The 13,744-nt window shown below is 56.3% G+C and carries 17 protein-coding genes; 6 read left to right on the top strand and 11 right to left on the bottom strand.

The annotated features are described in order from the left end of the window. Positions 1–46: 46 nt before the first annotated feature. The gene (locus AC0IXH_RS22270; RefSeq protein WP_049789626.1) at positions 47–658 is read right to left on the bottom strand and encodes a TetR/AcrR family transcriptional regulator; all 612 of its coding nucleotides are present in this window, start codon (positions 656–658) and stop codon (positions 47–49) included. Between the two features lie 313 nt (positions 659–971). On the opposite strand from AC0IXH_RS22270, the gene AC0IXH_RS22275 reads away from it, so the two are divergent. Beyond that, positions 972–2,186, top strand: coding sequence for a Tm-1-like ATP-binding domain-containing protein (locus tag AC0IXH_RS22275; protein WP_471721038.1), 1,215 nt, complete (start codon positions 972–974; stop codon positions 2,184–2,186). A gap of 2 nt (positions 2,187–2,188) precedes the next feature. Then, on the top strand, positions 2,189–3,016 hold the full coding sequence (locus tag AC0IXH_RS22280) for a phosphoenolpyruvate hydrolase family protein (RefSeq protein WP_013203698.1): 828 nt from the start codon (positions 2,189–2,191) through the stop codon (positions 3,014–3,016). Between the two features lie 75 nt (positions 3,017–3,091). Here the strand turns inward: AC0IXH_RS22280 and mltC are convergent, their stop codons facing one another. Genes mltC through mutY form a run of 3 tightly spaced genes read right to left on the bottom strand, consistent with a single transcriptional unit; the run spans position 3,092 to position 5,583 of the window. Next, positions 3,092–4,171: a membrane-bound lytic murein transglycosylase MltC gene (mltC, locus tag AC0IXH_RS22285; protein WP_053143936.1), complete on the bottom strand. Its 1,080-nt coding sequence runs from the start codon at positions 4,169–4,171 to the stop codon at positions 3,092–3,094. A 51-nt stretch (positions 4,172–4,222) separates the two neighbouring features. Then, complete coding sequence (locus AC0IXH_RS22290; protein ID WP_013203695.1) at positions 4,223–4,495, bottom strand: oxidative damage protection protein; 273 nt, start codon at positions 4,493–4,495, stop codon at positions 4,223–4,225. After that, on the bottom strand, positions 4,495–5,583 hold the full coding sequence (gene mutY, locus AC0IXH_RS22295; RefSeq protein WP_134822688.1) for an A/G-specific adenine glycosylase: 1,089 nt from the start codon (positions 5,581–5,583) through the stop codon (positions 4,495–4,497). The genes AC0IXH_RS22290 and mutY overlap by 1 nt, the downstream gene beginning before the upstream one ends. Before the next feature lie 151 nt (positions 5,584–5,734). Here mutY and trmB point away from each other — a divergent pair, with 151 nt between their 5' ends. The 3 genes from trmB to AC0IXH_RS22310 all read left to right on the top strand — a co-directional run bounded on the left by trmB (position 5,735) and on the right by AC0IXH_RS22310 (position 7,591). Next, positions 5,735–6,454: a tRNA (guanosine(46)-N7)-methyltransferase TrmB gene (trmB, locus tag AC0IXH_RS22300; protein WP_013203693.1), complete on the top strand. Its 720-nt coding sequence runs from the start codon at positions 5,735–5,737 to the stop codon at positions 6,452–6,454. Next, positions 6,454–6,780 (top strand): YggL family protein, encoded by a 327-nt coding sequence (locus AC0IXH_RS22305; protein WP_013203692.1) that lies wholly within the window; start codon positions 6,454–6,456, stop codon positions 6,778–6,780. Before trmB ends, AC0IXH_RS22305 begins: the two co-directional genes overlap by 1 nt. A 97-nt stretch (positions 6,781–6,877) precedes the next feature. After that, positions 6,878–7,591 (top strand): YggN family protein, encoded by a 714-nt coding sequence (locus AC0IXH_RS22310; RefSeq protein ID WP_013203691.1) that lies wholly within the window; start codon positions 6,878–6,880, stop codon positions 7,589–7,591. 55 nt (positions 7,592–7,646) lie between these two features. On the opposite strand, the gene hemW is transcribed toward AC0IXH_RS22310, so the two are convergent. From hemW to AC0IXH_RS22330, 4 genes are read right to left on the bottom strand one after another with little or no spacing between them, the layout of a single operon-like run. Further along, positions 7,647–8,795, bottom strand: coding sequence for a radical SAM family heme chaperone HemW (gene hemW, locus AC0IXH_RS22315; RefSeq protein ID WP_105760128.1), 1,149 nt, complete (start codon positions 8,793–8,795; stop codon positions 7,647–7,649). After that, the gene (locus AC0IXH_RS22320; RefSeq protein ID WP_471721039.1) at positions 8,788–9,381 is read right to left on the bottom strand and encodes an XTP/dITP diphosphatase; all 594 of its coding nucleotides are present in this window, start codon (positions 9,379–9,381) and stop codon (positions 8,788–8,790) included. The genes hemW and AC0IXH_RS22320 overlap by 8 nt, the downstream gene beginning before the upstream one ends. A 21-nt stretch (positions 9,382–9,402) precedes the next feature. Then, positions 9,403–9,957, bottom strand: a complete 555-nt coding sequence (locus tag AC0IXH_RS22325; protein WP_013203688.1) for a YggT family protein — start codon at positions 9,955–9,957, stop codon at positions 9,403–9,405. Positions 9,958–9,965: 8 nt separating this feature from the next. Continuing rightward, positions 9,966–10,673, bottom strand: a complete 708-nt coding sequence (locus tag AC0IXH_RS22330; RefSeq protein ID WP_346599078.1) for a YggS family pyridoxal phosphate-dependent enzyme — start codon at positions 10,671–10,673, stop codon at positions 9,966–9,968. Between the two features lie 16 nt (positions 10,674–10,689). Between AC0IXH_RS22330 and AC0IXH_RS22335 the strand changes: the two genes are divergently transcribed. Continuing rightward, on the top strand, positions 10,690–11,697 hold the full coding sequence (locus AC0IXH_RS22335; protein WP_471721040.1) for a type IV pilus twitching motility protein PilT: 1,008 nt from the start codon (positions 10,690–10,692) through the stop codon (positions 11,695–11,697). A 16-nt stretch (positions 11,698–11,713) separates the two neighbouring features. On the opposite strand, the gene ruvX is transcribed toward AC0IXH_RS22335, so the two are convergent. The 3 genes from ruvX to gshB all read right to left on the bottom strand — a co-directional run bounded on the left by ruvX (position 11,714) and on the right by gshB (position 13,738). Further along, the gene (gene ruvX, locus AC0IXH_RS22340) at positions 11,714–12,136 is read right to left on the bottom strand and encodes a Holliday junction resolvase RuvX (RefSeq protein ID WP_013203685.1); all 423 of its coding nucleotides are present in this window, start codon (positions 12,134–12,136) and stop codon (positions 11,714–11,716) included. After that, positions 12,136–12,699: a YqgE/AlgH family protein gene (locus AC0IXH_RS22345; RefSeq protein ID WP_013203684.1), complete on the bottom strand. Its 564-nt coding sequence runs from the start codon at positions 12,697–12,699 to the stop codon at positions 12,136–12,138. The genes ruvX and AC0IXH_RS22345 overlap by 1 nt, the downstream gene beginning before the upstream one ends. A gap of 94 nt (positions 12,700–12,793) precedes the next feature. Beyond that, a complete protein-coding gene (gshB, locus tag AC0IXH_RS22350; protein WP_013203683.1) occupies positions 12,794–13,738 on the bottom strand; it encodes a glutathione synthase in 945 nt (314 codons plus the stop codon). Positions 13,739–13,744 lie beyond the last annotated feature (6 nt).

Below are 13,744 nucleotides of genomic sequence, written 5' to 3' on the forward strand. Positions count from 1 at the left end.
TGAGTATCAGGGGCCGCGATTGTGGCCCCTGTGCTTTTGCGGCAGCTCAGTCCGCCGTCAGCGCTTTTTCATCTTCACGCGCCTGACGGACGATCGCTTTGGCTATCCACTTGCCAATATCTTCCAGCTGCACGTTATCGCAGCCCCAGATATCCTTCATCACCAGAAAAATCTCCGAGCCGTACACCAGCGACAGCGACTGAACCACGCGCTCCACCATCTTCGGCGACATCTCCTGGTTTAACGGCTCAACCACATGCTGCAGCATCGCCTTGCGGTTACCCCTGATCAGCTTCTCTTTTTCAGGCCGTTCGCTGGAACGTGACTGTGCCCACTGCGTCAGAGAAAGGTGCAGGGCAGCACGCAGCGTGCCTTCATGCTCCAGCATGCGCGGGAAGGCAAATCCCAGCATCTCATCAATGCGGTCGCCGGTGTCTTGTTTAGTCGGACGCCAGTTTTTGATCGGGCTGAGCGTCTCAGTCACGATGGCCGAAACCAGCGCGCTCTGAGTGGGAAAATAACGGTAGGCAGTCGCCCGCGAAAGCTGTGCTTCCTGAGCCACTTCGGTGATCGACGGGAAGGCGCCACTGTCGAACATCTTCATTGCTGTTTCAATCAGTAAGCGTCGTGTTCTTGCCCTTGTAGCGGTTAATGTCATAACCCCAGCGGAATCCCTTTGCTCCACAATAACCTCATTTGTTCAATTAATTCGGCTTGAAATTCAAGCGATTGACGAATAATGCCCGGAAGAAATCGCGATGACTTCGGGGCAAATCTAAAAGCCAGACCTCAGCCGTAAGCATAGTCAACATCTCTGTGAGACGCATATTTCATTCAATTGATTTACCAATAATGAAGGTGGTACTGTAATCTCGTGGCCTTGAAAATAATGAGGCGTACAGGTTATGTACGTTTTTATTACTGGTTTTTCAAGTTCTTATTTCGTCTGATAACAGGGTGTTGTTACGACTATGAGTATAAACGCAGGTTATATCTACGCTGTTGCTACAGCAGATACTAAAGGAAGGGAACTGTTTTACGTCAGTGATTGCATCGCCAAAACCGGTGCAGACGTGTTAACAGTTGATCTGTCAACTCAACCAGTTATGCCTTCTGAAGCGGATTTCCCCCCGGAACTGATCGCCGACTTCCATCCCGATGGACGCAACGCGGTGTTCTGCGGCGACCGCGGCAGAGCCATTGATGCCATGGCGCTGGCATTTAAGAATTTCCTCAGCAAAAGAAGCGACCTGCTCGGCGTGATTGGTTTAGGCGGATCCGGCGGAACGGCGCTGATCACCCCGGCGATGCAGGCACTGCCCATCGGCATCCCGAAAGTGATGGTTTCTACCATGGCCTCCGGCGACGTCTCCGGCTATGTCGGCGCCAGCGATATCACCATGCTGAATTCCGTGACCGATGTGGCGGGCCTGAACCGCATCTCCCGCCGGGTGCTGGCCAACGCCGCCCACCAGGTCGCGGGTGCCGTGTTATGGGACGTCGAAGAGGATCCGAATGAAAATCCGGCGCTGGGGCTGACCATGTTCGGCGTCACCACGCCCTGTATTCAGCACGTCAGCGCCGCGCTGGAAAAGGACTATGACTGCGTGGTGTTCCACGCCACCGGCAGCGGCGGCATGGCGATGGAAAAACTCACCGCCAGCTATATGCTGTCCGGCCTGCTCGATCTGACTACCACCGAAGTGTGCGACCTGCTGTTTGGTGGCGTGCTGGCCTGTGATGATACCCGCTTTGATGCGCTGGCCAGCTCAGAGGTGCCCTGCGTGATCTCCTGCGGTGCGCTGGATATGGTCAACTTCGGCCATGCCGACAGCGTGCCGGAAAAATATGCCGACCGTCTCTTCTATCATCACAATGCGCAGGTTACGCTGATGCGCACCACGGTTGAGGAGAATGTGGCGCTGGCAACCTGGATCGCCGACAAGTTGAACCGGTGTCAGGGGAAAATTGTGTTCCTGATCCCGGAAAGCGGATTCTCGGCACTGGATGCGCCAGGCCAGGCATTCTGGTCTCCGGACGCCGATCGGGCCTTTATTACCACGCTGGAAGACCGTTTAGTGCAGACGGCAAAGCGTAAAATACTTCGCGTACCCTATAACATTAACGACCGGGAATTTGCACAGATTGCTGTGGAGCAGTTCCGCCAACTGGCAAAGGAGTACTGAGAATGGCTTTTACCCGTCAGGAAATACTGACAAAATTTAACCAGATGATTGCCCGCCGCGAGCCGATTATCGGCGGCGGTGCCGGCACCGGCCTCTCTGCGAAATGCGAAGAGGCAGGCGGCATCGATCTTATCGTCATTTATAACTCAGGCCGTTATCGCATGGCCGGACGCGGCTCGCTGGCCGGACTGCTGGCCTACGGTAACGCCAATGAGATTGTGGTGGATATGGCGAAGGAAGTGCTGCCGGTGGTGAAAAACACCCCGGTTCTGGCCGGCGTCAACGGCACCGATCCGTTCTGCCAGTTCGATCGTTTTCTGGACGAGCTGAAAGCGTTGGGCTTTTCGGGCGTGCAAAACTTCCCGACCGTCGGGCTGATCGATGGTAACTTCCGCGCCAATCTGGAAGAGACCGGCATGGGCTACGGCCTGGAAGTCGATATGATCCGTCTGGCGCACCAGAAAGAGATGCTGACCACGCCGTATGTGTTCAGCGAAGCCGATGCCATCGCCATGACCGAAGCCGGTGCCGATATTATCGTGCCGCATATGGGGCTGACCACCGGTGGGAATATTGGCGCAGAAACCGCGCTGAAGTTAGCGGATTGCGTGCCGCTGATTAATCAGTGGGCCACGGCGGCGAAAAGCGTGCGGGAAAACGTGATTGTGCTGTGCCACGGCGGGCCGATTTCCAGCCCGGAAGATGCCCAGTACATTCTGGATAACTGCCCGCAGTGCGACGGTTTTTACGGGGCCAGCTCAATGGAGCGTCTGCCAACCGAAACCGCACTGACCGACACCACAAAACAATTCAAAAATATCAGCCGTTAATTTTTGCCCACAGCAGGGCGTATCAACCATAAAAAAGGGCAGCCCTTACGGAGCTGCCCTTTTTTTGCCTCACTATCAGTACGAGTGGTAGCTCTTCTGCGCGCTGCTCACTTTATACAGATAACGACGGGATTCCGCCGACGGATGATTGGTGGTCAGCGTCTGATACACCTCGGCTGGCGACAGATTGTTGATGGTGTTAAACGCCCGCGTTTTATCGCTGGAGAACACTTTCAACACGCTGCCCGCGCCACCGTTATAGGCAGTGATCACCGCATAACGCCGCGAGGTTGGGTTGGTGATCCCGGCCAGATAGCTGCCCTGCAGGATCGACAGATAGGCGGTACCGGCATCAATGTTGTTTTCCGGATCCAGCAGATAGCTGCGGCTCGGTTTACCCCATTTGCCCTTCATGCGGAACACGTCAACCCCGGCGGTGTGCTGCACCACCTGCATCAATCCCAGCGCGTCGGCATTACTGACCGCATACGGGTTAAAGCTCGATTCAATCTGCATAATCGCCAGGATCAACGACTGATCGACGCCATACTTCGCGGAGGCTTCGCGCACCATCGGCAGGTATTTATGGGCACGCTTATCCAGATGGTTTGGCACCATCGGAATGGTGATCGAGTAGATCACATGCAGCCCGGAGGTGCGGCGCTGCAGCTTGTTTTGGATCAGATAGTCCGCAAAGGTGGCCGCACGGCCTTGCCAGCGGATCGCCTGTCCGGTGTTATCCAGCACCTGGCCGTAAAGCAGCGGCTCGGTACCGAGCTTAATATCATTGGCATCCGAGTACAGATCGACATTCCCCGGATCGTTACCGATCAACAGGGTAGTGATGATCGCCTGACGCAGGCTGGTCATCGGATCGGTCCCGGCAATGGTCTCGATGGTGATCGATCCCGACTCAAAGTTGATGTGGCTGCGGGTGTAATATTGATCGCTGTACTTCACGTAGTCTTTGGGGCCGGCGATCAGCACTTCGTTGATGCCCCAGATATTCTCGATGTTATGGGCAAACTGTCCCATCAGAATATCGAATCCGTTGGTGTCTTTAACCCACTCTTCGTGGAAAGCCGGCTTTTTGTTGCCTGAGCAGGAAATCAGCAGCGGCGCTATTACCAGCAAACTAAGTAGTTTCTTATTCATCTTGTCGTGCTTCGCCCACATTGAGAGGGCCTCATCTGTGAGGCCCAACGATTATTCTTCTGGCGGGGTGTAACCTTCGATATGGACCTCATGCCCTTCAAACAGGAATTTGATCATCTCCTGCTCCAGCTGCTTACGATCGTCGGGGTTCATCATGCTGAGCTTCTTCTCGTTGATCAGCATGGTTTGTTTGCTCATCCACTGTGACCAGGCTTCTTTCGAAATCTCATTATAGATACGTTTGCCCGTCTCACCCGGATACAGCTGGAAATCCTGCCCTTCGGCGTCACGTTGCAGGAACGTGCAAAAAATCATTCGGCTCATTACTCTTCCTCTTCTGTCGCGCGGATGTTCAGCGCTTTCTGTTGTGGCTGACGCAGCTGTTGTAACAGGCGATCCACCGGCGCGGCCAGCCCAACGGACTGTGGCTGCGCTAAGTTATACCAGAGACCAGCGCCTTCATCCATTACCGCGCCTGCCGGAGGCAGTTCCAGCCACATTGGCACAATATCCAGGTGGAAATGGCTAAAGGTGTGACGAAACGCGATGCTCTGTTGCAGCGTTGCGCCATCAATGCGTTTGTCGCTCAGCCACTGTTGCAACTCGGGCAGGGTAGCAAACTGCGGGAAACAGAACAGCCCGCCCCACAGGCCGACCGGCGGGCGCTGTTCCAGCCAGACTTCCTGATCCTGCTGCATCATCAACAGCCAGCCGGTGCGCACCGGCAGCGTCTGTTTTGGCTTTTTGCCGGGGTAACTGGCCCAGCTGCCGTTGGCATAGGCGATGCAGCCCAGATTCAGCGGGCAGATTTCGCATTTAGGTTTTGAGCGGGTACAGACCATCGCCCCTAAATCCATCATCGCCTGATTAAACTGGCTGACGCCTTCGGCCGGCGTGACCTCTTCGCTGATCTCCCACAGGCGCTTCTCGACCTCTTTTTTGCCCGGCCAGCCGGAGACGGCATAGCAGCGGGCCAACACGCGCTTAACGTTGCCGTCGAGGATCGGATAATGCTGCCCGAGAGATAAAGAGAGGATCGCGCCCGCCGTCGACCGGCCGACGCCGGGTAAATCCATCACCTCGTCAAAGGTCTGCGGGAAAATGCCGTTGTGCTTCTCCGCCACCGTTTTCGCCGCTTTATGCAGATTGCGCGCGCGGGCGTAGTAACCGAGGCCGGTCCATAAATGCAGAACTTCATCCAGCGGAGCGTTGGCTAAATCGCTGATTTCAGGGAAGCGCGCCATAAAGCGTTCGAAATAAGGGATTACCGTCGCGACCTGCGTTTGCTGCAGCATCACTTCCGAAAGCCAGACTTTATACGGCGTTTTTTCCAGCTGCCAGGGCAGAGTTTTGCGGCCAAAGCGCTGATACCACTCCAGTACCTGCCGTGAGAACTGCGGCGCTTGCATCATGTCAGAGAAATATCCTGGATAAGTGAAAATCAGGCTGGGATTCCAGCACAGACCAACTATGCTGTAAACCGGAAGTTACCGGGGCTTGCTTAACCGCTGTAACTTTGCATAATGCCCCCTTTCCAGAGATTGCAGACCAGCAGGCAGAAATATGAAGAGTGATGTCATTTCCCCGGAGTTTGATGAGAACGGTCGCCCAATGCGCCGTATTCGCAGCTTCGTTCGTCGTCAGGGTCGTCTGACGAAAGGCCAGCAGCACGCGCTGGACAATTACTGGCCGGTAATGGGTGTTGAATATCAGCCTGAACCTGTTGATCTGGTCAGCTTATTTGGCCGTGAATCACCGGTGGTGCTGGAGATCGGTTTCGGCATGGGGGCTTCTCTGGTCACCATGGCGCAAAATAATCCGGCGCAGGACTTCCTCGGAATTGAAGTGCATTCACCCGGCGTCGGCGCTTGCCTGAGCAGCGCGCAGGAAGCCGGCGTGGAGAATCTGCGCGTGATGTGCCACGATGCGGTCGACGTGTTAGAGAAGATGATCCCGGATAATTCGCTGCGTATGGTGCAGCTGTTCTTCCCGGACCCGTGGCACAAAGCGCGTCATAACAAACGCCGTATCGTGCAGGCCCCGTTTGCCGAGCTGGTGATGCGCAAGCTGAAGCTGGGCGGCGTGTTCCACATGGCTACCGACTGGGAAGCCTATGCCGAGCACATGCTGGAAGTGATGAACAGCATTGCTGGCTATAAAAACCAGTCAGAAACACAAGACTACGTGCCGCGCCCAGAGTCGCGTCCGTTAACGAAATTTGAGCAGCGTGGCCAGCGTCTTGGTCACGGTGTTTGGGATCTGATGTTTGAGAGGATTAAATAATGGCTACCCAACGCAGTCGTCGCTTACGCAAGAAAATGCATATCGATGAGTTTCAGGAATTAGGTTTCTCAATTGGTTTCTCCTTCCCGGAAGGTACCAGCGAAGAGACCATCGACAAAAGTGTTGATGCGCTGATCGAAGAAGTGATCGACCCGAACGGCCTGGCCTTTGATGGCAGCGGCTACCTGCACTGGGAAGGTTTGATTTGCCTGCAGCAGACCGGCAAATGCACCGATGAGCACCGCGAGCTGGTGCGCAAATGGCTGGAAGAACGTAAACTGAACAACATTCAGGTCACCGAACTTTTCGATGTCTGGTGGGACTAAGTCAGTATCCCTCGTCGCATCTGAAAGGATGTCGGGATAAACGGATGTTTGTTGGGGCCACGCATGCGTGGCCTTTTCTTTCTCAGGAGAATGCAAAATGCGTAAAGCGATGATGGTGGCAGCGCTGTTGCTGGCAGCGGGTCAGGCTCAGGCTGACTATCAATGTAGCGTGAAACCCCAGGATGACATCGTGATCTCCCCGCAGACTGTGCAGGTGGTGGGTGCCAGCGGCAATCTGGTGATCACCCCAACCGGCGACGTGCAGCAAAACGGCAAAGCGGCCACGGTCGACACCGCCACGCGCCAGAAAGCGATTGATTACCAGACCGCATTACGTCGTGATTTGCCGTGGATCGATCAGGGTGCACGTCAGCGTCTGGAAAAAGGCCGCGTTGCGCTGGATAAAGTGATTGTTGAAAAGCTCGGGCAGGACAGCAACGTGCGTAACCGTCTGACCTCGCTGGATACGCAGCTGAAACAGCAGATGAACCGGATTATTGAGCATCGTAGCGATGGGCTGACCTTCCATCATCAGGCCATCGATCAGGTGCGCAAAGATGGCGAGGCGCTGGTGCAGAGTGCGATGGGCGGCGTGGTGCAGGACAGCCTGAACGAGATGGGCAGCAAGCAGGCCGGTAACGGCGGGAATCCGCTGCAGGCGCTGATGGGCAATCTCGGCGGTTTACAGCAGTCGTTACAGGACGAGTGGAAAGGGCAGGAGCAGGATTTCCAGAACTTCGGTCATGAAGTCTGTAACCGGGTGACGGTGCTGGAAGATCAGCGCCAGGCGATGATTGCCGGCCTGAAGTAAGCCCAACCGTGCACGATAAAAAAACGCCTGATGAGCTTCATCAGGCGTTTTGTTTTTATGGCGTCTCTTCTTCTGCGAGGAACAGCTCAAGCAGCGAGTTGAGGAACAGCTTCCCTTTCTCCGTCACCTGCCAGCTTTCCGCCGTTTCCGTCAGATAGCCTTCGCTGAGGGCACGATCGATTTGCGGGCGGATGCTGCTCTCATCGAGGCCGGTATACAGCGGATATTCGGCACGTGGCGCCGCTTCCAGCAAGCGGAAGCGGTTCATAAAGAATTCGAACGGCTTGTCGCTGTCGCTGACGTCCTGTTGACGGTCGAGATATTTTCCGGCCATAAAACCGCGTGGATGACGGGTTTTGGTGGTGCGGATAATGCGGCCATCGGTCTGGGTCAGCTTGCCGTGTGCGCCACAGCCAATCCCTAAGTAGTCACCAAAGCGCCAGTAGTTGAGGTTGTGCTCACAGCGATAACCCGGTTTGGCATAGGCCGAGGTTTCGTACTGCACGTAACCTGCCGCCGTCAGCAGCCGATCACCCTGTTCGAAGATATCCCACAGCGCGTCATCATCCGGCAGTTTTGGCGGACGTGAGGCAAACAGCGTGTTGGGTTCGATAGTCAGCTGATACCACGACAGATGCGGTGGGTTCAGCGCAATCGCCTGGCGTAAATCGTCCAGCGCCTCTTCAAGGGACTGATCCGGCAAACCGTGCATCAAATCGAGGTTAAAGCTGCGCAGATTCAAATCTGTTGCCAGTTGAGCCGCACGCTTTGCCTCTTCCGGGCCGTGAATGCGTCCCAAACGCTCCAGTTTCTGCGCGCTGAAACTCTGCACCCCAATTGAGATGCGGTTGATTCCGGCGCGCTGGTAGCCGCTGAAGCGGTCTGCTTCCACGGCACCGGGATTGGCTTCCATGGTGATTTCCGCCGTGGCAGAAAGGGGCAGGCGGGCGCGAACGCCATCCAGCAACATCTGCATGGCTTCACTGCTTAACAAACTCGGCGTGCCGCCGCCGATGAAAATGGTGCTGACTTCGCGCCCGGAGGTCAGGTGAAGGTCGGCATCCAGATCCGCCAGCAGGTGCTGCACATACTCCTGGTGCGGCACATCCCCTTTCAGCGCGTGCGAGTTGAAGTCGCAGTAGGGGCACTTCTGCACGCACCAGGGAATATGGATATACAGACTGAGTGGCGGCAGCTTACGCATTGCGCATCGCTTCCAGCAGCAGCGTCATGGCTTTGCCACGATGGGAAACCGCGTGCTTCTCGGCTTTGGTCATCTCACCGGCGGTTTTACCCAGCTTAGGTACAAAGAAGATCGGGTCATAGCCGAAGCCGCCTTCGCCCACGGCGCTGCGGGTGATTTCACCCTGCCAGCTGCCATGAAACACCAGTGGCGTCGGGTCTTCTGCGTGGCGCAGATAAACCAGCACGCAATGGAACTGCGCCTGACGCTTATCGTCAGGCACGTTTTCCAGCGCCGTCAACAGCTTCAGCAGGTTCTGCCGATCGCTGGCGTCTTCCCCGGCATAGCGCGCCGAGTAAATGCCCGGTGCGCCGCCCAGCGCATCGACCGCCAGCCCGGAGTCATCGGCAATTGCCGGCAGGCCGGTTATCGCCGCCGCATGACGCGCTTTCAGGATGGCGTTTTCAATAAACGTCAGGCCAGTCTCTTCAGCTGACTCCACGCCCAGTTCGGTTTGCGCCACAATGTCGAGGCCAAAGGCGGCCAGTAAATCAGCCATTTCACGAACTTTGCCGGGGTTGCCGGTGGCGAGCACTACTTTTTGCATATCAGGTCCAGAATTTTCAGGTTACAGCAGATACCAGAGGCCAGGGAACAGGTCCATGCCCAGGTAGTTCAGCATATAGAGGATCAAAATCACTACCATGGCCGAGAAGTCGATACCGCCCATCGCGGGCAATATCCGGCGTATAGGGGACATCAGCGGCTCGGTCAGTTGGATCAGCACCTGATCCACCGGGCCACGGCCCTGGCTGATCCAGCTCATCAGTGAACGGATGATGATCACCCAGAACACCAGGTTGCCCGCTGACTTCAGCAGCGATAACAGACCCACCAGCAGATTCATCGGGTCAACCGAGAAGGCACCCACCTGAATCAGCAACAAAATCGGGTATTTCAGCGTCGTCAGCACAAACGCCAGCAACAGTGACGCGGTATCTACCGGGCCAATGGAGGGCAGGATCCGTCGCAACGGTTTCACCACCGGTTGGGTAATTTTAACGACAAACTGCGCCAGCGGGTTATAGAAATCGGCTCGTGACCACTGCATCCAGATACGTAATAACAGCACCATTACGTACAGATCGATCAGGGTTTTGACCAGGAAAGTCAACGTCAGCATGGGGTTCCTCAGTTATTGTTGTGAGCGGCGCTGTAATCACGCGCGCCAAAAATAGCGGTGCCAATGCGCACCATGGTACTGCCTGCCGCGATTGCAGCATCCATGTCGTCGCTCATTCCCAGAGAAAGCGTATCGACAGCGGGATAGTCTTTTTTCAGTGCGTTAAACGCCTCTGCCATCTGCTGGCACACCGCTAACTGCCGCGCATACTCCGCTTCGGGTGCCGGGATGGCCATCAGGCCACGCAGCGTTAAGCGCGGCAGCAGGGCGATCTCTTTTGCCAGTTCGCTCAGTGCCTCCAGCATGATGCCAGATTTACTGTTTTCGTCACTGATGTTTATCTGAATCAGCACATTCAGCGACGGCAAATCAGCCGGACGCTGTTCGTTAAGCCGGGTGGCAATTTTCAGCCGGTCCACGGTGTGGCACCAGTCAAAGTTCTCCGCCACCAGTCGGCTCTTGTTGGATTGCAGCGGACCAATAAAGTGCCACTCCAGAGCGGAATTCCCCAGCGCCAGGATCTTATCCACGCCTTCCTGCACGTAGTTTTCACCAAAGCACCGCTGGCCCGCAGCAATAGCTTCTTCGACCGCGCTCTGGGGCTTTGTTTTGCTGACTGCAAGCAAAGTAATCTCTGCCGGATCGCGCCCGCACTTTGCGGCTGCCGCGGAGATTCGCTCGCGGACTTGCTGTAGGTTGTGCTGAATCGAGGTCATAGTCAGGGAGTATTATATGGATATTGAGGACATGGTGGCCCTTAGTGTAAAGCATAACGCCTCGGATCTGCACCTTTGCAGTGGTCATTCTCCATTCTGGCGCCGTTGCGGCCAACTGGAGCCGATCGGCGCTTTACCGGTGGTTACCAGCGCGATGCTGGAAAGCCATGCGCGGCACTGGCTGACCGACGCCCAGCAGGCGGCATTCGCACATGCCGGGCAGCTGGACTTTGCCCTGACCATGGCGGACGGAACGCGGCTGCGTGCCAACCTGTTCCGCCAGCGGCAGGGGCTTTCGCTGGCGTTGCGAGCGATCGCCAGCGAAAGCCCGGATATGGCCGCGCTAAAGCTGCCGGAAATTACCCGCTCGCTGCTTCAGCTGCAGGCCGGGCTGGTGCTGGTCACCGGGGCAACCGGCAGCGGAAAGTCAACCACGCTGGCGTCAATGATTGCCGCCATCAACCAACAGCAGGAGCGGCATATTCTGACGCTGGAAGATCCCATCGAGTTTCTGCATCACAGCCAACGCTCGCTGATCCAGCAGCGCGAAATAGGCACGCATTGCGCGTCGTTCAGCGAAGGGTTGCGCAGCGCGCTGCGTGAAGATCCCGATGTCATCCTGCTCGGCGAACTGCGCGACGGCGATACCATTCAGCAGGCATTAACTGCCGCGGAAACTGGGCATCTGGTGCTGGCTACGCTGCATACGCGAGGCGCAACGCAGGCCGTGGACCGGCTGGTGGACGTGTTTCCGGGAGCGGAGAAAAACCTGATCCGCAGCCAGCTGGCCGGGAGCCTGAAGGCGGTGATCGCGCAACGTCTGGAACCGGAAGGCGAGGGCCGCATCGCACTGTTCGAAGTGTTGGTCAATACGCCAGCGGTCGCGAACCTGATCCGTGAGGGCAAAACCCATCAGCTTGGCGGATTACTGGAAACGGGATCGCAGGTCGGCATGCAAACCTTTGCTCAGTGCCTCAAACAGAGGCAACAAGCGGGAATGCTGCTCCAGCTGGCAGGGGATTAGGGTGGATTGTGCGACCTCAGGACCAGCTGTTTTCAAACCAGCTTTCGAGGATGATCACGGCGGAAAGGGAGTCGACGCTGCCTTTACTCAGGGCACGAAAACCCCCGCGCTCGAACAGCTCGGCGCGGGCTTCTACCGTGCTCAGGCGCTCGTCATGAAGGTCAACCTGCACGCCAAAACGGCCATGAATACGGTTAGCAAACTTACGTGCCCGGGCAGTCAGCGGTTGCTCGGTGCCGTCCATGTTCAGCGGCAGTCCAACCACCACGCGATCGGGTTCCCACTCTTTCAGCAACGCTTCAATCTTGTTCCAGTCCGGCGTGCCGTCCTGGGCCTTCAATGCCGCCAACGGCCTGGCGGTGCCGGTTAACTGTTGGCCGATCGCGACGCCGATGCTTTTGGTACCAAAATCAAACGCAAGCAAGGTCATATGGCTCATCAGGCGTGACCTGCATCGCTGGCGATATTGTGAATATCCACGCCGATGCTTTTTGCCGCTTCACGCCAGCGTTCAGCGATCGGGGTTTTGAACAGGATATTGCTGTTGGCCGGGGTGGTGAGCCAGGCATTTTCCAGCAGCTCACTTTCCAGTTGGTCTTTTTCCCAGGCGCAATAACCCAACGCGACCAGCACGTCTTTTGGCTGCTCCGGGGTTCCCAACGTTTCCAGCACGTCACGGGAGGTGGTGATCACCGTGTTGTCAGAAACACGAATGCTGGAGGCAAAGGTACGCTGGGCTGAATGCAGGATAAAACCCCGATCTTCCGCCAGCGGGCCGCCAGAAAAGACCGGCTTGTCGAGTTTGACCTCGGCTTCGCGTGGGGTAGGGCTGATTTTTAGCTTCTTGAGAATGCCGTCAACGGTCAGATTGTCCATTGGCTTATTCACAATCACGCCCATTGCCCCATCATCATTGTGCTCGCAGATGTAAACCACCGAGCGCTTAAACAACGGGTCTTGCAGCGTGGGCATCGCAATCAAAAAATGATGCTGTAAATTCATATCAGGATTCTGTAGTAGGGTTAACCGCCCAGGGCTGGCGCCCCGGGCGTAATTAACGGGTTAATAAAGGGGCCCGTTGACCCCATTCGATCTGTCAGGCCAGACGCTTTTCAATCGCGTCCATCAGCATACCAGTAATTGAAACCGGGAATGCTGCCTCGATCTCACGGATGCAGGTTGGGCTGGTCACGTTAATTTCGGTCAGCTTGTCGCCAATAATGTCCAGACCGACAAAAATCAGTCCTTTGGCTTTCAGCGTTGGGCCAACGCGACGGGCAATTTCCCAGTCGCTTTCGGTCAGCGGACGGGCTTCGCCACGGCCACCGGCCGCCAGATTGCCACGGGTTTCGCCGGACTTTGGAATACGCGCCAGGCAGTAAGGCACCGGCTCGCCATCCACAACCAGCACGCGCTTATCGCCTTCGGTGATCGCCGGGATGTAGTTTTGCGCCATGCAGTAGAAGTTGCCGTGCTCGGTCAGGGTTTCAATGATCACTGACAGATTCGGGTCTTCTTTCTTGATGCGGAAAATTGACGCGCCGCCCATGCCGTCCAGCGGCTTAAGAATGATGTCGCCATGCTCCTGCCAGAATTCGCGGATCTTCTGCGCACTGCGCGTCACCAGCGTGTCCGGCGTCAGCTCGGCAAACCAGGCGGTGAACAGCTTTTCGTTACAGTCGCGCAGGCTCTGCGGCTTGTTGACGATCAGCGTGCCTTTTTCCTCTGCACGTTCAAGAATGTAGGTGGCGTAGATGAATTCGGTATCGAACGGTGGATCCTTGCGCATTAATACCACGTTCAGATCGGCCAGCGCGATGTCCTGCTCGCTGCCGAAGTCGAACCACTTGTCGTAGTTCTGCTCCACGCTCAGGGTGCGGGTGCGCGCACGCGCTTCGCCGCCACGCAGGTAGAGATCGTTCATTTCCATGTAATGAATTTCGTACCCACGGCGCTGTGCTTCCAGCAACATGGCGAAGCTGCTGTCTTTTTTAATATTGATGGAGGTAATCGGGTCCATCACAATGCCAAGCTTAATCATTATTGC

The organism is Erwinia sp. AC075, assembly GCF_979253995.1.